This window comes from Rhizobium sp. 21-4511-3d, assembly GCF_053522545.1.
The window spans coordinates 263,516-280,981 of the sequence record NZ_JBNWCF010000005.1 but is presented as its reverse complement, the minus strand read 5'-3'; the positions used below and the strand labels follow the sequence as shown (position 1 = coordinate 280,981).

18 protein-coding genes are annotated in these 17,466 nt (G+C 61.5%); 8 read left to right on the top strand and 10 right to left on the bottom strand.

All coding sequences use genetic code 11. The features are described 5' to 3' along the window. Positions 1–296: 296 nt before the first annotated feature. The gene (locus ACQZ5H_RS13935; protein ID WP_449098046.1) at positions 297–2,504 is read left to right on the top strand and encodes a bifunctional diguanylate cyclase/phosphodiesterase; all 2,208 of its coding nucleotides are present in this window, start codon (positions 297–299) and stop codon (positions 2,502–2,504) included. Positions 2,505–2,524: 20 nt separating this feature from the next. Here the strand turns inward: ACQZ5H_RS13935 and trhO are convergent, their stop codons facing one another. The 4 genes from trhO to ACQZ5H_RS13915 all read right to left on the bottom strand — a co-directional run bounded on the left by trhO (position 2,525) and on the right by ACQZ5H_RS13915 (position 5,473). After that, the gene (gene trhO, locus ACQZ5H_RS13930) at positions 2,525–3,454 is read right to left on the bottom strand and encodes an oxygen-dependent tRNA uridine(34) hydroxylase TrhO (protein ID WP_449098045.1); all 930 of its coding nucleotides are present in this window, start codon (positions 3,452–3,454) and stop codon (positions 2,525–2,527) included. Between the two features lie 63 nt (positions 3,455–3,517). Further along, a complete protein-coding gene (locus ACQZ5H_RS13925) occupies positions 3,518–4,024 on the bottom strand; it encodes a VOC family protein (protein ID WP_449098044.1) in 507 nt (168 codons plus the stop codon). 74 nt (positions 4,025–4,098) lie between these two features. Continuing rightward, on the bottom strand, positions 4,099–5,007 hold the full coding sequence (locus ACQZ5H_RS13920; protein WP_449098043.1) for a CHAD domain-containing protein: 909 nt from the start codon (positions 5,005–5,007) through the stop codon (positions 4,099–4,101). After that, positions 4,985–5,473 carry a CYTH domain-containing protein gene (locus ACQZ5H_RS13915; RefSeq protein WP_130282226.1) on the bottom strand — a complete coding sequence of 163 codons (489 nt, stop codon included), beginning with the start codon at positions 5,471–5,473 and terminating at the stop codon, positions 4,985–4,987. Before ACQZ5H_RS13915 ends, ACQZ5H_RS13920 begins: the two co-directional genes overlap by 23 nt. A 151-nt stretch (positions 5,474–5,624) precedes the next feature. Between ACQZ5H_RS13915 and ACQZ5H_RS13910 the strand changes: the two genes are divergently transcribed. The 4 genes from ACQZ5H_RS13910 to ACQZ5H_RS13895 all read left to right on the top strand — a co-directional run bounded on the left by ACQZ5H_RS13910 (position 5,625) and on the right by ACQZ5H_RS13895 (position 8,063). Next, complete coding sequence (locus ACQZ5H_RS13910) at positions 5,625–6,263, top strand: 2-dehydro-3-deoxy-phosphogluconate aldolase (RefSeq protein ID WP_449098042.1); 639 nt, start codon at positions 5,625–5,627, stop codon at positions 6,261–6,263. 104 nt (positions 6,264–6,367) lie between these two features. Further along, a complete protein-coding gene (locus tag ACQZ5H_RS13905) occupies positions 6,368–7,090 on the top strand; it encodes a tellurite resistance TerB family protein (RefSeq protein WP_203427983.1) in 723 nt (240 codons plus the stop codon). Between the two features lie 80 nt (positions 7,091–7,170). Then, positions 7,171–7,860, top strand: a complete 690-nt coding sequence (locus ACQZ5H_RS13900; protein WP_130282222.1) for a GNAT family N-acetyltransferase — start codon at positions 7,171–7,173, stop codon at positions 7,858–7,860. Continuing rightward, on the top strand, positions 7,857–8,063 hold the full coding sequence (locus ACQZ5H_RS13895) for a hypothetical protein (protein ID WP_112719749.1): 207 nt from the start codon (positions 7,857–7,859) through the stop codon (positions 8,061–8,063). Before ACQZ5H_RS13900 ends, ACQZ5H_RS13895 begins: the two co-directional genes overlap by 4 nt. Before the next feature lie 3 nt (positions 8,064–8,066). Here ACQZ5H_RS13895 and ACQZ5H_RS13890 read toward each other — a convergent pair whose 3' ends face one another. From ACQZ5H_RS13890 to ACQZ5H_RS13880, 3 genes are all read right to left on the bottom strand, one after another. Continuing rightward, complete coding sequence (locus ACQZ5H_RS13890) at positions 8,067–9,146, bottom strand: nickel/cobalt transporter (protein WP_449098041.1); 1,080 nt, start codon at positions 9,144–9,146, stop codon at positions 8,067–8,069. After that, positions 9,140–9,781, bottom strand: coding sequence for a DUF1007 family protein (locus ACQZ5H_RS13885; RefSeq protein WP_112719747.1), 642 nt, complete (start codon positions 9,779–9,781; stop codon positions 9,140–9,142). Before ACQZ5H_RS13885 ends, ACQZ5H_RS13890 begins: the two co-directional genes overlap by 7 nt. A gap of 102 nt (positions 9,782–9,883) precedes the next feature. Beyond that, positions 9,884–10,777 carry a LysR family transcriptional regulator gene (locus ACQZ5H_RS13880; RefSeq protein ID WP_112719746.1) on the bottom strand — a complete coding sequence of 298 codons (894 nt, stop codon included), beginning with the start codon at positions 10,775–10,777 and terminating at the stop codon, positions 9,884–9,886. Positions 10,778–11,304: 527 nt separating this feature from the next. Between ACQZ5H_RS13880 and odc2 the strand changes: the two genes are divergently transcribed. Together odc2 and ACQZ5H_RS13870 are read left to right on the top strand one after the other, a co-directional pair. After that, positions 11,305–12,438, top strand: coding sequence for an ornithine/lysine decarboxylase (odc2, locus tag ACQZ5H_RS13875; protein WP_449098040.1), 1,134 nt, complete (start codon positions 11,305–11,307; stop codon positions 12,436–12,438). Between the two features lie 87 nt (positions 12,439–12,525). Further along, a complete protein-coding gene (locus tag ACQZ5H_RS13870; RefSeq protein WP_449098039.1) occupies positions 12,526–13,116 on the top strand; it encodes a GNAT family N-acetyltransferase in 591 nt (196 codons plus the stop codon). A gap of 45 nt (positions 13,117–13,161) precedes the next feature. Here ACQZ5H_RS13870 and ACQZ5H_RS13865 read toward each other — a convergent pair whose 3' ends face one another. Continuing rightward, complete coding sequence (locus tag ACQZ5H_RS13865) at positions 13,162–14,118, bottom strand: NAD-dependent epimerase/dehydratase family protein (RefSeq protein WP_449098038.1); 957 nt, start codon at positions 14,116–14,118, stop codon at positions 13,162–13,164. Between the two features lie 179 nt (positions 14,119–14,297). Here ACQZ5H_RS13865 and ACQZ5H_RS13860 point away from each other — a divergent pair, with 179 nt between their 5' ends. Further along, the gene (locus ACQZ5H_RS13860) at positions 14,298–15,263 is read left to right on the top strand and encodes a serine hydrolase domain-containing protein (protein ID WP_449098104.1); all 966 of its coding nucleotides are present in this window, start codon (positions 14,298–14,300) and stop codon (positions 15,261–15,263) included. Between the two features lie 16 nt (positions 15,264–15,279). Here ACQZ5H_RS13860 and ACQZ5H_RS13855 read toward each other — a convergent pair whose 3' ends face one another. Beyond that, positions 15,280–16,269, bottom strand: a complete 990-nt coding sequence (locus ACQZ5H_RS13855; protein ID WP_449098037.1) for a WD40 repeat domain-containing protein — start codon at positions 16,267–16,269, stop codon at positions 15,280–15,282. Then, positions 16,269–17,372 carry a CobW family GTP-binding protein gene (locus tag ACQZ5H_RS13850; RefSeq protein WP_130282212.1) on the bottom strand — a complete coding sequence of 368 codons (1,104 nt, stop codon included), beginning with the start codon at positions 17,370–17,372 and terminating at the stop codon, positions 16,269–16,271. The genes ACQZ5H_RS13855 and ACQZ5H_RS13850 overlap by 1 nt, the downstream gene beginning before the upstream one ends. Positions 17,373–17,466: the final 94 nt, after the last annotated feature.

Genomic DNA, 17,466 nt, shown 5'->3' with positions numbered 1-17,466 from the left:
GTTTATCGAAAATCGCTGAAATCACCCCTGGGTTTCAGGGGTGGTTTTGGCCTCCCGAACGAGGGCCGGAAATCGGTTTCTGATGCCGGTTTTTCCGCTTCGAAGCGCCGATCAAGCGGCATGCCATGACTACAAAATGTGCAGTAAAGTCAGCCGCTTCCGGTGTTCTGGGGGCGGCTTTTGCATAGATAGCGAAATTTATTTGTAAAACACGTACTGATTAATCGTTTTGCCGTGATTTTTAACAGTTTCTTGAAGGCTTGACTGTCACAGTCCCTGCCATCGGGGAGCAATGAATGCCTAAGTCAATCGGGCAAAAAAATCAGGCCTTGGGGATAGGCCGGCACACGACCGTCACGGGCGTGCTGCTGACCTTCGCCGTCATCGTCGCGATCGTCACTGTGATGATCTTGACTGCCATTTCGCGCGTTGCAGACAATGCCAATGTGCTCGACGACGAGCGATCGCGGGAAACGACTGCCGGTGCGCTGAAGACCTTCGAGGAACAGCTCGGCGCGACACTCAACGATTATGCCGCATGGGATGATGCCGCCACCAATGTCTATGCCAAGGATGGCATGGCCTGGACGGTGAGCAACTACGGCGAGATGTCCGTCAACAGCTCGCTGTTCGATATGGCGATCGTCATCGATGGCGACCGCAAGCCGCTGATGGTCTACCGCAACGGCCAGCCGATGGAGGGCAAGCTCGACGACTTCTTCGCGCCGTCGCTGTGGGCGCTGTTCGACCAGGCGCGTGCCGCCGGAGCGGACAAGCCGGAAGCCGTCGGTTTCGTCGGTACGAAGAGCGGCATTGCCGCAGCCGGTATCGCGCTCGTGCGCCAAAAATCCGGCGCGCTGGACAAGTCTGCCGATCAGCGCCGCTACCTTATCTTTGCCCGCCATCTCGACGATGAGAAGGTGAAGGGTCTCGGCGAGACCTATGTGATCCATGGCATGAAGCTGGTGCCTGCGAATACGCCGGCTAAGTATTCCGTCAATATCGACGATGCCTCGGGCGTGACGCTCGGCAAGCTCGTCTGGACGTCGCGTTCGCCCGGCGATATCGGCTACGATCAGGTGCGCCCGACGGTGGTCAAGGCGCTCGGTCTGGTCGGCCTGTTCTTCGCTGTGCTGCTCGTCATCGGCTGGATGGCCGGGCGGCGCATCAAGGCCGAGGAGATCGGCGCGCGCGAGGAAGCGCTGCGCGACCGGCTGAGCGGCCTCTGGAACCGTGACGGTCTCGGTGTTGCCATCGACGCGATGGTCGAGGAAGCGCAGCAGGCCAAGAAGAACATCCTTATTCTCTATCTCGATCTCGATGGCTTCAAGGAAGTCAACGACAGCTATGGCCACGGTACTGGCGACCAGCTGATCCGCGCCGTCGCTGCGGGTCTTAAGGTGCTGATCCCGCCTCATGCCGTTCTCGCCCGCATCGGCGGCGACGAGTTCGCCATCGCCTTCCACACCGATGGCGGCAATGCTGAAGCGTTGCAGCTTTCCGAGCAGATCCTCGATTTCTTGGCGGAGCCGCTGGAAATCGGCCGCCGCGTCGTCGTCATCGGCGCCAGCATCGGTATCGCCATGTCGCCTGAGGGCGCCGTCGGCCGCGAGGAATTCGTCCGCCGCGCGGATCTTGCGATGTACAAGGCCAAGGAAGCCGGCCGTGCGCGGATGATGCTCTACGATCCGGCGATGGATGCCGACCGCGAGGAGCGCAATGCGCTTGAGATCGATCTTCGTGCGGCAATCGAGAGCGGCGACCTGACGCTGGCCTATCAGCCGCTGATCGATGCCGAGACCTATGAGATGAACGGGGTCGAGGCGCTGGTGCGCTGGAACCGTCCGGGCTTCGGGCCGATCTCGCCTGACGTTTTCATTCCGGTTGCCGAAACCAGCGGCCTCATTGAGGCGCTCGGCCTCTTTGTGCTGCGCAAGGCCTGCGAAACCGCCAAGCAATGGCCGGAGCTGCGCATATCCGTCAACGTCTCGCCCGGCCAGTTCCGCAACCCGGCCTTCACCGATTATGTCCGCTATGTGCTGAAGCAGACGGAGATCGAGGCGTCGCGCGTGACGCTGGAGATCACGGAAGGCTACATGATCCAGAACCCGCAGCGCACCCGCCAGTCGATCGAGCGCTTGAAGACGCTCGGCGTGAAGGTGGCGCTCGACGATTTCGGGTCCGGCTTCTCGTCGATCGGCTATCTCCGCCAGTTCGGCTTCGACCGCATCAAGATCGACCGCTCGCTGGTCGATGGCGTGACGGAGAGTGAAAGCCAGCGCGAAATGCTGCAGGCGACCGTGGCGCTCGCCCGCTCGCTCAACATTCCTGTTACCGCAGAAGGCATCGAGACCGAGGCCCAAGCGGTTGCTGTCAGGCTCTTCGGCTGCGACAGCCTGCAGGGCTACTATTTCAGCAAGCCGGTTCCGGCCGACAAGATCACCGACATGCTGGAGACGCGGCGGGAAGAAAACAGCAAGCCGCGCCGGACCAGCGCGGCCTAAAAGCTATTCGCAGCTAAAGTTTACGTGCCGATATGCTTCTGGCCGCGCTTCTTGGCGAGCGCGATCTGGTGCTGCCGCTGGCGGTAGCGGAGACGGTCTTCCTCGGTGCGCGTGCCGTAGCAGTTGCTGCAGGAAACGCCTTCCTCATAGTGCGGCGAGGTGATCTCCTCGGCGGTGATCGGGTTGCGGCAGGCGTGGCAGAGCTTGTGCTCGCCTTCCTTCAATCCGTGCTCGACCGAGACGCGCTCGTCGAAGACGAAGCAGGCGCCCTCCCAGAGGCTCTCTTCCTGCGGCACTTCCTCGAGATATTTCAGGATGCCGCCCTTGAGGTGGTAGACCTCTTCGAAGCCCTGCTCCTTCATGAAGGCCGTGGCCTTTTCGCAGCGGATGCCGCCGGTGCAGTACATTGCGATCTTCGGCTTGTTGTGCAGGCCGGTATTGTTGCGCACCCATTCCGGAAACTCGCGGAAGGTCTTGGTCTTCGGATCGACCGCGCCGCGGAAGACGCCGATTGCCGTCTCGTAGTCGTTGCGGGTGTCGATGACGATCGTATCGGGGTCGGAGATCAGGGCGTTCCAGTCCTGCGGCGCCACATAGGTGCCGACGACCTTGTTGGGGTCGATATTCTCGACGCCCATGGTGACGATCTCTTTCTTCAGCTTCACCTTCATGCGAAGGAAAGGCATCTTCGATGCGCGGCTTTCCTTGTGCTCCAGGCCGGCGAATTCCGGCTGGGCGCGCAGATAGGCAAGCACCGTCCTGACACCGTCGTCCGGACCGCCGATCGTGCCGTTGATGCCTTCATGGGCAAGCAGGAGCGTTCCCTTCACGCCGTTTTCCTCGCAGAGCGCCTGCAAAGGGTCGCGCAGGCTTTCGAAGCGCGGCACGGAAACGAAATGATAGAGCGCCGCCACCAGGAACGGGCTGGATGTAGTGATGCTGTCGGTCATGGGCGGTGGAAATACAGAATATGGCGCTCCTGCGCAATGACATTACGCGGGAGCGCTGCGCTCTCATGGCGTTGGTCGCGGGGGTGAATGCTTCGAAAGACGCGTCTTCCATTCCGTATAAGAGCGCATACCGAAGGCGGGATCCGGCTCATCGTCGAGCACGCTCAGCAATTCGATGGAGTGCTTGTCCGGATCGTCAAAGTAGAGCGAGAGCGCGGGCACCCAGCCGATGACGATTGGCTCGGACACCGGCTCGCCATGGAAGCCGCGAACGTCAATACCTTTGCTCTTCAGCAGAGCGGGTGCTCGAAACATCTCATCCTGTGATAGCCGAAAGGCGATGTGCAGGCGCATCCTTATTGGCGCTGTGCCGGTTTCCCAAAGGCCAAGCATGGCGTTCTCTTTGCCGTTGACCCAGAAGAAGGCGATCCGCCGTTCCGGGAATTCGGCCGCGAGCTCAAGGCCCAGGATATCGCGATAGAAGGGGATGGAGATTCTCAGGTCGGCAACACTGAGATGCGTTTCGTAGATGCCTTGGATTTGCGGGACTGTCGCGTTGTTGGCAGGCATGATGTCCTCGGTCAGGATTTTTTTGACCGAGCCAACCTAGGACCTCAAGTAATATTGAGGTCAACGGCGCAGCTTCATTTTCTCAGTGAGCTCCAGAGCAGCCCGACGCGCCTGGCTTCCTCGTCAGGACTGTCGGCGAAGATCTCTTCGGCCTGTGCAAGCGCCAGGCGCCGGTCTTCCTGCTGCCTGCGGATGATGGCGTCGAGGAGATGGGCGAGGTCGTCGCTGCGGGTGAACAGCTGCGGTTCGGCCTCGACGAGATCGCTGAGGACGGAGAGGTCATGGACGTGGCCGAGGCGGTCGACGAGCTCCTTGGCGGCGGCGCGCTTCGCCTTCATCGCGGATGGCCAGAGCGGGGAGAGCAGCCCGTGATGGGCGCGGTAATCCTGCGTGCGCTTGCGGAGTTCGTGGAACGCGCTTTCCGAGGCTTCGCCATGGCAGGCTTCGAGCGCCTGATGCGCCTTTGCTGCCGTGCGCTTCCAGCCGTTGGCGACGAGTTTAGCGGCTTTGTTTGGGCTTGACGGAAAGGATATGTCGTCGAGGGCCCAGAGGGCGTGCTTGAGGGCTTCCGATGTTTCCCGGAGCTTCGCCTCAATGCCGGCTTCGGCCTCAGTCATCCAGTTTCGCCGCGTTTCCAGGATGGCTGCGATGCGGTCCAGCGAGCTTGCCTCTTCTGGGGCCGGTGCGTGCGACTTGAGATAGCGAACGGTCTCGATCAGTGCTTCGGCATCGCGGATGGCGGACAGCGATCGCGCCATCTCGCGCAGCCTCGCATTCTCCTGCTTCTGGAATTTCCGCGCATCCGCCGCAACCAGGCGGTAGAGCGAGCGCACCTTCTTCAGGTTCTTGCGGAAGGCGTGGATTGCCGGGTGCGTGCCCTCGGGCCGCTGCTCGATGACATCGCGCGCAGCCTGCAACTCGCCGGCGGCGGCTTCTCTGAAGCTCTTGGTGAAATCCGCGTCAGGCCGAATGCGGAAGGGCATGCCGGTCGTACTGGTATTCGGTCGCCAGCGCCTGGTTCGAATAGCGGAAATCGCCCGTCACCTCGCGACCGAGCCAGGCGGGAAGGGGCGGGGCGTCGCTTTCGGATTTCATCTCGACTTCAGCGATGATGAGGCCGCGATGCGGCCCTCCGAAGACATCCACTTCCCAGACGAAGCCTTCGTGGGGCACGCGGTAGCGGGTCTTCTCGATGACGATGCCGATGGCGCTTTCCATCAGCTCTTCGGCATCTGCAACGGGGATGTCGTATTCGAATTCGTCGCGGGTCATGGAGCTGCGGCCGATCTTCATCGTCAGCCGCGCACTCTCTCCGTCGAGGACGCGTACCCGCACCGAGCGGTCGTCCATCGAGGCGACATAGGCCTGTTTGAGGATTGCTTTCGATACGGCTTTGGCGCGCCATCCATCGGTGCGTACCAGAAACTTCCGCTCGATTTCCTTCGCCATTACAGTGAACCTTTTGTGACGACGGGGCTAAGCTAGCGCAAAAAAATAATCGTTCAAACCCATTTATGCCAAAGATCGCTTTAGTCTCGACAAAGTGTACCCTTGGGCGTATGCCGAACCCGAATTTCAATCGTTTCAAAGGATCGTGGCCATGGGCGAAAAAACACAAAAGCTCCTTTCCATCCTCAAGCTGCAAACTGTCGTTCCGGTGCTGATCATCGACGACGTGAAGGCCGGTGTTTCGCTGGCCCGCGCGCTGGTCGCGGGCGGTCTGAAGGCGATCGAGATCACCATGCGCACGCCGGTTGCTCTCGATGCCGTCCGTGCCGTTGCCGAAGAAGTCGAAGGCGCCGAAGTCGGCGCAGGCACGATCCTCAATGCTGCACATTGGGAAGCTGCCGTCGCTGCCGGTTCCAAGTTTATCGTCAGCCCGGGGGCAACACAGGAACTGCTCGATGCGGCTGCCGACTCCCACGTTCCGCTGCTTCCGGGTGCTGCCACCGTCAGCGAGGTCATGGCGCTTCGCGAGGAAGGCTACCAGGTCCTGAAGTTCTTCCCGGCCGAACAGGCCGGCGGCGCCGCTTACCTGAAGGCACTTTCCTCGCCGCTCGCCGGCATGATCTTCTGCCCGACCGGCGGTATCTCGCTGAAGAACGCCAACGACTACCTGTCGCTGCCGAACGTCGTCTGTGTCGGCGGCTCGTGGGTCGCGCCGAAGGAACTGGTTGCCGCTGGCGACTGGGCAGGCATTACCAAGCTCGCCGCCGAAGCCGCAGCGCTCAAGGCCTGACATTTTATTGATCGCTATTGATGCAGGCGGTTTCCGCCTGCATTTGTATTTACAGTTGCAGTTCCTATCTTCATCCCAGCCTCAAAACAGGGAGAAGACGGGGAATGTTCGACGCAAAGAAGCTTCTTGACCAGTTCCTGGGATCGCAGATTCCAGGTGTCGGCGGTTCGGTTCGCGACCGCGCAGGCGGCGCCGTGCAGATGGCCAAGGACAATCCTTGGAAGGCCGGAGCGCTGGCGACCGTGCTGCTCGGCACCAAGACCGGGCGCAGCATTGCCGGCAATGCGCTGACGATCGGCGGACTGGCCGCCATCGCCGGCCTCGGCTACCAGGCCTACAAGAATTATCAGGCGGGACAGGCGCCCGCCGCTCCTGCCGAGCCCGCCCGGCAGCCATCCACGCCGCTTGTTCTGCCGCCTCCTGTCGATTCCGGTTTCGGTCCGCAGTCGCCGGCAGGTAGCAACGAATTCGTGCTGGTGCTGATCCGGGCGATGATCGCCGCAGCCAAGGCCGACGGCCATATCGACGATGGCGAGCGGGCGCTGATCATGGACAAGATGAAGGCTGCTGATGTCAGCGGCGAAGCGGTCGCCTTCATCGAGAAGGAGCTGGCGTCTCCGACCGATCTCGACTCGCTGATTTCGGCTGCGAAGACCGAAGAGCAGAAGGTGGAGCTCTACACCGCTTCGCGCCTGACGATCGAGCCGGATTCGCGTGCCGAGCGCGGCTATCTCGATCTGCTTGCCGGACGCCTCGGTCTTCCCGATGCGCTCGTCGATCATATCGAGGCGACTGTGTCGTCGGCCAAGGTCACGCTCTCGCAGTGATGGCTTTGCCTCAGTGACAATAGGGCCGGTTGCCTTTCCGGGGCGGCTGGCCTATCCACTCTTCGATGAGAGGAGTGACGATGCGCGATCTTTCCACCTACAAGGTTTCCGCCCCCGGCTATGTGACGCTCAAGGGCCGTTATGTGACGGTCGAGCCTTTCGTGCGCGATGAGCATCTGCAGGCGCTCTGGGACGGGCTTGGCGGCATGGGCATCAATCCGCTGCTTCTCTATTTCTCGCAGGACGATTTCGGTGGCATCGAGGATTTTGGCGCCTGGCTCGACAACGCCAAGAAGGGCGGCTGGCTGACGCATATTTTCCGCGACAACGCCACCGGCAAGATCGTCGGGATGGCGAATTACATGCGCGCGGATGCTGCAAACGGCGTCGTCGAAGTCGGCGGTGTGGCGCATGGCGCCGATATGAAGCGCTCGCCGCTGTCGACTGAAGCGCATTACCTGATGGCAAAGCACGTCTTCGAGGATCTCGGCTATCGCCGCTACGAATGGAAGTGCGACAACAACAATGAGCCGAGCAAGGTCACAGCCGCCCGCTACGGCTTCACTTTCGAGGGCGTTTTCCGCCAGCACATGATCTCCAAGCGCAAGAACCGCGACACCGCCTGGTTCTCGATGATCGATAGCGAATGGGCCGGAATCAACGACGCGTTCGAGGCATGGCTTGCCCCTGAGAATTTCGGATCCGACGGCAAGCAGAAGCGCCGCCTCGAGGACATCCGTGCCGATCTTGAAAAGGAAAGGCTTGTATGAGCCCGGAGAGCCGTTCTCAGGCGATTGCCGCCGCCGTCATTCTGCTTGGCGCGGGGCTCGTCATCTATTTCCTGCCGAGCCTGGTGCTCTGGATCGGCAAATATTCTCCGCCACTGGCTTTTGCCGTCGGCGCCGTGCTGCTCCTCGGATTCTTCGTGATCTTCTGGCTGCGCGCCCGCTATCAGCGCAACAAGGGCCGCTGAGCTTCAGCCCTGCAGCGAGGCGCCGAGAAGCAGGGCGCCGAAGCAGATGACCAGGACTGCGCCGAGGATCTCTATCGTGTTGCCGATCCAGATCGAGGACTTCGAGCCATATCCGGCGATGCGCACAGCGGTGCCCTTCGCAGTGACCGCAAGGGTCGCAAGGATGGCGACGGTGATTGCCGTTCCCAGCGACATGGCGAGAACCGAAAGCACGCCACCGAGATAGAGACCGTTCAGCAGCGAGAAGGTCATCACCAGCAGCGCGCCGGAGCAGGGGCGAAGGCCGACGGCGATGATCGCCGACCAGGCCTCGCGGATGCTGAATGTATCCGATCCGAGCAGCGAGGGATCGGGCATATGCGACTGGCCGCAGGTCTCACAGGCCATGCCGGAAATGAAGTTGTGGCCGGCCTTGCGGGCCTTGGTCTCGCCGAAGGCGTAGACACCAGATTGCTGCGCGCTGTCATTGTCCTTCCAGTCCAGCATCATGCTGACCGGGCCTTCGGCCGTTGCCACCACTTCGCGCTTCGGCAGGCCTGAGATCATCGAGCGCAGCTTGCGGAACAGCAGCCAGCCGCCGAAGGCGATGACCATGACGAAGCTTGCGATCTCCATCGCATGCGTCGCCTGCGTCAGCGTGATGCCGCTGCCGCGCAAGACGAGCCAGGCGGCGCCGACGAGCGCCACGGCAACGACGCCCTGGATGAAGGCAGAGATAAAGGAGATGACGACGCCGCGGCGGAGCTCGACCTCGTTGGCGATCATATAGGAGGAGATGACGGCCTTGCCGTGCCCGGGACCTGCCGCATGGAAGATGCCGTAGGCGAAGGAGAGGCCGATCAGCGAGGTGAGCTGCCAGGGATCATCCCGCATCGCCTTCAGCGCGCCGGTCAGCGCGCGATAGAAGGCCTGCTGCTCGTAGTTCACATAGGCAAAGAGCGGCGCCAGCGGCCCGCCGATCGGCTGAAAGCTCGGCTCCGCCGTTCCGATACCGAGCGGCGACTGAGCATAGGCGCTGCCAGCGGCGGCAACCAGCATCAGAACCACGGCGGAAAGGATAAGCGGCCTGCCGTGCTTCAGCATGAGATTTCCAGCCTCGTGGCGAAGAGCTTCGACATGTTCGTGCCCGTCGGGTCATTGAAGAACGCGTCGGTCAGCGATTGCTTGTTCTGCGAGATCACCTGATCCGGATCGGGGCGCAGGACATCATGCTTGCAGCCCTTGAAGCCATCGCCGACCAGGACGAGCTCCTTGTCGCTCGGAAAGTCGATGGACGTATAGAGCGTGGGGTCATAGACGCCGAAGGTCAGCCTGCTCTTCAGCGGCATTGGCTGCGACGGCTTGACCGCGAAGAACATCAGGAGCTGCCCTTCCTTGTAGTCGACATGGATGATGTCCGGCTTTTCTACCGTCACGTTTTTACCGTCGACCGTCAGGTTCATGTAGTAATCGTAGTCGGCAAGGGAATCGCGTACTGTCTTGCCGACTTCCGCGAGCTCGTTCGGCTCCAGCTTCAGATCGGTGTTCTTGTCGAAATCCATGACGACGGAGGACGAGAAGACTTCGTCGAAGCGCCAGATGTTTCTGAGCTCCTGGATGTTGCCATCCGGGCCGGCTACCACTTCCAGCCGCGCCTCCACGAAAATATGCGGATGCGCCATGGCCGCGGCCGGTGCGAGTGCCAGCAGCCCGGCGATCAGGAACGTGGATTTCTTCATGCGTCGGCTTACCGCTCTGCCCAAATCGGTTGGTGTTTTCTTGCCTGACAATGGGACGGAATTGGGACCGGTCTCAAGGCGGCAAAGTGAATCAGGCCGGTTTCAGCTGTGCTTGCGGAACCAGCCGTGGAGATAGTCCACGAAGATGCGCACCTTGGCCGGCAGGTAGCGGCGGTGCGGATAAACCGCGTAGATTCCGCGATCCGTGGGCAGATAGTCGTTGAACAAGGTCACCAGACGCCCGTCCTCGATCGGCTTGCGGGCGATGAAATCGGGGATCAGCGCGATGCCAAGACCTGAAAGGGCAGCGCGCAATGTCGCATGCGGGCTGTTGACCTCCATCGGACCGGCAACGGCGACAGCAAAGGAGCTACTGTCAGGATTGTAGAAGCGGATGCTCGCCTGGGTGCGGGCATTGGTGTCGACGATGAACGGGACGTTCGAGAGGTCGGACGGATGCTCGATATTTGGATGGCGTTCCAGAAATTCCGGCGTGGCGCAGATGTGGACGCGGAAATCCGAGATCTTGCGGGCGATCATGCCGGAGTCTTCTAGCTTGGTGACACGGATCGCGAGATCGAAGCCTTCCTCGATCAGGTCGACGAAACGGTCGTCGGCCGCGATCTCGAGCTGCAGGTCGGGGTTTTCCTTGGCGAAGTCGATCAGGCACTGGCCGACTTCGGCATCGACGAAGGTGCGCGGCACCGAAATCTTCAGCCGGCCCTTGAGCTGCGCGTTATTCTCACGCACCAGATCGGCGAGATTGTCGATCTCCTTCAGGATGTCGGATGCGGTACGATAATAGGTGTGCCCGGCCTCGGTCATCGAGAACTGGCGGGTGGTGCGATTGAGCAGCAGGGCGCCGAGCTCGTCTTCCAGCTCGCGCACATATTTGGAGAGCAGCGCCTTCGAGCGGCCTGTCCTGCGCGCCGCGGCGGAAAAGCCTTCCGCTTCAACGACATCGATAAAGGCGCGTATGCGGGTAAGCGTGTCCATGGCGACCCCCTGCTTCGTTGCGGAAGATTGAACAAATTGCGTGTCTTCGTTCAATTTATTTTTTAGGCCCGGGGTCAAAAAAATTCTTGATTATGACGCCGAATATTCTTATCTCGTCCTCAGCCCAAAGTCGCACGTGCCCATGGGTGTCCGCCGAACCCTCGAATTGGTGAGGAAATCGGTAAGGTACCTGGAACTAACCCCTCCAGTCGCTATTCCGGCCAACCGGAAAATGCGAGGACGCCTGAAGCAACGACGGTGCGGGCCTTTCTAGTGTCTTTCAGCTTTCCAACAGCTGGAGTCCTTTAGAGGCACACCTTCATTGCCGGAAGTGCGGTAGGGAACACCCTCCAATCCATGGCAGACAAAGCCGGATCCATGTCGCTCACGCGGCGTTGATTCATCATTCGCGCATCGAGCGCTTGCTATGGTTCCGGGGTCTCCACCGGCTGGTTCCAATGCGAGTTCTCGTATGCCCTTTGTCCTCCGGTTTTTGCCGGAGCTCTGGAATTGTAAAGGGAATCGACATGACCACTCAGCGCATCCGCGACTTTCTCGCAACCCGACGTCCCGACGGTCCCTGCCTCGTGGTTGACCTCGACGTCGTTCGTGACAATTTCTCCGCTTTCCGCCACGCCATGCCGGACAGCGCCATCTACTACGCCGTCAAGGCAAACCCGGCTCCGGAAGTTCTGAAGCTGCTTGCTGACATGGGCTCCAACTTCGATTGCGCGTCTGTCGCCGAAATCGAAATGGCGCTCAATGCCGGTGCGACCGCTGCCCGTATTTCCTACGGCAACACGATCAAGAAGGAACGCGACGTTGCCCGCGCACATGTGCTCGGCGTCAGCCTCTTTGCGGTCGACAGCCACGAGGAAGTCGAGAAGATCTCGCGTGCCGCTCCCGGCGCCCGCGTGTTCTGCCGCGTTCTGACCGATGGCGAAGGCGCCGAATGGCCGCTGTCGCGCAAGTTCGGCTGCGTACCGCAGATGGCCGTAGACGTTCTCGTCTACGCTCATCAGCTGGGTCTGGAATCCTACGGGGTTTCCTTCCACGTCGGTTCGCAGATGACCAAGGTCGATGCCTGGGATTCGGCTCTTGCCGATGCCAAGCGCGTCTTCGTTCAGCTGGCCAAGCAGGGCATTCACCTGCAGATGGTCAACATGGGCGGCGGCTTCCCGACCAAGTACCTGCGTGACGTTCCGTCGGCGGAAGCCTACGGCCGTGCGATCTACCAGAGCCTTCGTGACCACTTCGGCAACAACCTGCCGAAGACGATCATCGAGCCGGGCCGCGGCATGGTCGGCAATGCAGGTGTCATCAAGACCGAAGTCGTGCTGATCTCGAAGAAGTCGGACAACGATGCAGCCCGCTGGGTGTTCCTCGACATCGGCAAGTTCGGCGGTCTCGCCGAAACGATGGACGAAGCCATCCGCTACCCGATCCGCACCGAGCGCGATCAGGACGAGATGGAGCCCTGCGTCATTGCCGGACCGACCTGCGACTCCGCAGACGTGCTGTACGAAAAGAATCTCTACCCGCTGCCGCTCACTCTCTCGATCGGCGACGAGATCCTGATCGAAGGTACCGGCGCCTACACGACCACCTATTCAGCGGTTGCTTTCAACGGCTTCGAGCCGCTGAAGGCCTACATCATCTGATGATGCCAGCCCCGTAGCCAGCCGGGGCGGCAAACTCACAATTCCTTTCATCGCCGCTAACTACGGTATTGGGTACGGGAGGCCACGATGGCCGCTGTTCTTGATTCTGTCCGCGCATTCTTTGCGCCTTCCATTTTCACCATCGATGCCGAGAACCCTTCGGATGTCGTGGCACGCGAGAATCTTCTCGACCGCGCCATGGGCCCGAACCGCCGCAAGAAGTCGTCGGAGAAGATCCGCCGCGGCCGCGTTCCTGCCGAAGGTCTGGCGCTCGTCGCCCGCGACAGCGATGCGCATGTCATCGGCACCGTCCGTCTCTGGAACGTCGAAGCAGGTGTCAACAGCGAGGGCACGCCGATCACGGCGCTGCTGCTCGGCCCGCTCGCCGTCGATTCCGCCTATGAAGGCAAGGGCATCGGTGGCGCGCTGATGCGTGCGGCGATCCTCGAAGCAAAGAACCGCGGCCACGGTGCGATCCTGCTGGTCGGCGATGCGGCCTACTACGAGCGTTTCGGCTTCTTTGCCGAGGGTGCTCGCCATCTCGTCATGCCCGGTCCGTTCGAACGCTCGCGCTTCCTGGCGCTGGAGCTGGTCGAGGGCTGGCTTGACGGCGCTGCCGGCATGATCGTGCCCACGGGCCGCATGCTAACGAGCGCGCCGGTCCGGAAGGCGGCCTGACCGGCAACAAGCCTCTCTCCCGAAAGGAGAGGGGCTTTTCTGTTTTCAGCCGGCGATCTTGCCGTTCTCGACCAGCCAGCCGACGGAATCCTGGACCGCTTCCAGCGAGCTGTAGCGCGGCCGGAAATTCAGAAGATTGCGGGCCTTCTCCATCGAGCAGTTCGGGCTGCGGGCGATATGTTCCCATGTCGCCGCTGCGTCGACTGGCGGCTGCTCCTTCTTCCATTCGTCGTAAGGCTTGAAGACGGGCTTCGGTTCGTGGCCGAACCAGCGATACATCGCCTCGGCATAGCCACGCAGTGTCAGCGCCTGTTCGGAGACGGCGTGGAAGCTTTCGCCGGTCGAGGCGCGCCAGTTGCCGATCGCCGCCATGAACAGGGCGGCGATATCATCGGCATGAACGTGATGGACGGTTTCCAGGCCGAAATTCGGCAGCGTCAGCTGCTCGCCGCGGGCGATAGTCTCGAAGGCCGATAGATTGAAATGACCGGCCGGATTGAGCGGCGCCCAGCCGCGGCCGACGATATGGCCGGGATGGATCAGCGTCACCGGCAGGCCGCGGAGCCTGGCTTCCTGCAGGAAGTAATCCTCGATCGCCTTCTTCTGTATGCCGTAGTCGCCGAAGGGCGCCTTTGCAGCATCCTCGCGGGTCGGCACGGCAAGCGAATGGCCATGCGTCCAGATCGTGCCGGTATGCAGCAGATGGCCGGTGTGGCCGTTCAGGGCTTCGCCGAGCTGGCGGGCGCTTTCCAGCGTGAAGCAGATCTTGTCGATGACGATATCTGCCTTCAGGGCGCAGATCGCCCGGCCGAAGCTGCCGTCACGCTCGAGAGTCTCGCGATCCATTTCCTTCCACTCGACGCTCTTCCAGGCGGCATGCGGCGTGTAGGGTTCCGACCGGCCGCGGCTGATCGCGATCACCTCATGCCCGGCCTCGACCAGCCGTGGCACCAGATAGGTGCCGACGTGACCCGTTGCTCCGATAACGGCGACGCGTGCCATAGATATCTCCTCCATCCATCCGGCCGGGACTATGTCGCGCCGTAGTGTCCTGCGGCAAGGGGCTTCATAGGTTTTCACGAGCGCGTGAAGGGCGGCGTGCTGCCGGTGATTTGTCGCGGGCAGGGCACTACCTTGCGGGCATGCAAAGATTTCTCGCCGCCCTCATCCTCGTCGTCACCATGCCGCTGTCCGCCTTTGCGGAAAACCAGCGTCTGAGTGATCTCCTCGAAAGCTTGCGCACCCGTCAGGATCTGACGCCGCTGAAAACAGTGGTTATTGCTCGTGATGGCCAGATCGTTGCCGAGCAGGGATATCGCGGCCACACGACCTCCGAATCCGCCAATATCAAATCGGCCTCGAAGTCGATCATTTCGGCCATGGTCGGTATTGCGATATCGAAGGGCTTGCTTGAGGGACCGGACCAGAAGATCGCGCCGATCCTGCGAGCCGATCTGCCTGATAATCCTGATCCGCGGCTGAACGAGATCACCATCGGCAATCTACTCTCCATGCAGGCCGGGCTCGGGCGCATGTCGGGGCCGAATTACGGGCGCTGGGTATCGAGCCGCAATTGGGTGCGCTTCGCGCTCGCTCAGCCTTTCGACGACGAGCCGGGCGGGCAGATGCTCTATTCGACAGCCTCGACGCATCTGCTGTCGGCGATCCTGACCAAGGTCGGCGGCAAGTCGACGCTGGCTCTGGCGCGGGACTGGTTCGAGCCGGTGGAAGGTTTCCGCATCGGTGCATGGGAGCGCGATCCGCAGGGCATCTATCTCGGCGGCAACCAGATGGCGATGAGCGCCCGCTCGCTGCTGGCCTTCGGTGAGCTTTACCGCAATGGCGGCAAGACGGCCGATGGCGTGCAGGTCGTGCCTGCCCACTGGATCACGCAGTCATGGCAGCAGCGCACCAATTCCCGCTTTTCCGGCGATGGTTACGGTTACGGCTGGTTCGAGCGGCAGATTGGCGGCGAGACGGTGCATTTCGCCTGGGGCTATGGCGGGCAGATGCTCTACATCATCCCGTCATTGAACCTGACGGCCGCCATGACCTCGGCCGAGAGCGGCCCCTCGGCGCGCAATGGCTATCGCGATGCGCTGCATAATGTTCTGGGAGAAATCATCCAGGCGGCGCGGCTTTCGTAAAGCCGCGCCCGAAGGATCAGGCCGAGATATCGACCACGCCGCAATCGCCGGCTTCCGAAGCGAAGGCCAGCAGCTTGCCGTTCTTGCTCCAGCTCATGGCGGTGATGGCGCCCTTGCCGGGGCGGCGGATCAGCGCTTCCTTGCTGTCGGCAAGGCGCACGGCGAGGATCATGCCGTCGATGAAGCCGATTGCCAGGATATCCTCGGCCGGATGAAATTTCACCGAGGTCGCCATGATGTTGGCGCGGGTGCCGAGCTCCAGCGGCGACTTGCCCATCGGGCCGTCCTTGCCCTGGAAGGGCCAGACGATGGCGGCCGGTGCGCCAGATGATGCCAGCCATTTGCCCTTGGCGGACCAGGAGAGCGACTTCACCTTGGCCGGATAGCCGGTCATGCGCATGTGGCGGGCTTCAGAGCCCGGCTTGATATCGAGCTTCCAGCCATGCAGGGCGTTTTCCTGCATCGAGGTGACGAGGAAGTTGCCGTCGGGCGAGAAAGTGACGCCCGTGTGCGCGCCCTTCCATTCGAGATCGACCGGCTTGGCGCTCATCGTCACCCAGTGCAGCGACACGCCATTGTAGCGGGCAGCGGCGATGCGCAGGCCTTTCGGCGCGAAGGCGAGGCCCTCGACCGTGCGCTCTTCGGTGAATTCCTTGGTCTCGCCGTTAGACAGGCGCACGAAGGCGCTCTTGCCGTAGGAGTAGGCGATGGCGCCCTGCGGGCCTGCGGCAACCTGCGAAATCCACTTGCGCGGCGCGCTGGCGAGTTCGGTGACGCTGGCATCGGCATTGATGCGCAGAACCTTACCGTCTTCGCCGCCTGAAATCAGGCTTTCGCTATGGGGATCGCGGATGCAGGTGAGCATGCCCTGATGGGCTTCGGTCACCTTCTCGCTGCCTTCCAGGCGATGGAAGGTGCCGTTGGCATTGGCGAAGAAGGGGGTGTCACCTAAAAATTCGACGGCCAGGATATGGCCGTCGAGATCAAGCGGAGCAACTGTTGGCATCAGGCCGCAGCCTCGCATGCCTTGAAGGAGGCTTCGAGCTTTTCGCGGTCGAGTTCGCGGCCGATGAAGACGAGACGCGTCTCGTGCTTCTCGCCGTCCTTCCACGGACGCTGATGATCGCCTTCGACGATCATGTGCACGCCCTGAACGACGTAACGCTCGGCATCGTCCTTGAAGGCGATGATGCCCTTGAGGCGCAGGATGTTCGGGCCCTGAGTCTGGGTGATCTTCTGGATCCAGGGGAAGAAGCGTTCGGCGATCATCTCGCCGCCGCGCAGCGAAACGGACTGAACCGTCACGTCATGGATCGGAGACACCGCGCCATGGTGATGGTGGTCGTGATCATGGTGGTGATGATCGTGGTCATGGTCATGACCATGCGCGTGATGATGATGATCGTGATCGCAATCCGGGCCGCAGACGTGATCGTCATGGCCATGCTCGAGGAAGTGCGGATCGTTTTCCAGCGCGCGCTCGAGATTGAAGGCGCCCTGATCGAGAACGCGGGCCAGATCGACACCGGAGCGGCTGGTCTTGTAGACGCGGGCCGACGGGTTGATGGCGTGGACGATGTCTTCGATCTGCGCCAGTTCTTCCGGGGTCACGAGATCGGTCTTGTTGATGAGCACGACGTCGGCGAAAGCGATCTGGTCTTCGGCTTCGCGGCTGTCCTTCAGGCGCAGCGGCAGGTGCTTGGCATCGACGAGGGCGATGACAGCATCGAGCTCGGTCTTGGCGCGGACATCGTCATCCATGAAGAAGGTCTGGGCAACTGGAACCGGATCGGCAAGGCCGGTCGTCTCGACGATGATGCCATCGAAACGGCCCGGGCGGCGCATCAGGCCTTCGACGACGCGGATCAGGTCACCGCGCACGGTGCAGCAGACGCAGCCGTTGTTCATTTCGTAGATTTCTTCGTCGGACTCGACGATCAGGTCGTTGTCGATGCCGATCTCGCCGAACTCGTTGACGATGACAGCGTATTTCTTGCCGTGGTTTTCCGAAAGAATGCGGTTCAGCAGCGTCGTCTTGCCGGCGCCGAGATAGCCGGTGAGCACGGTGACGGGAATGGGCTTCTGCTGCGTGGAAATTGCGTCGGTCATGAGAACCTCGAAGAAATTGGTATACCGCCGATGGGGCTTTAAACGGTCGGTTTCATATAAGGAGTTGGGAGCGGCAGTTCAAAGGGTTTTATAA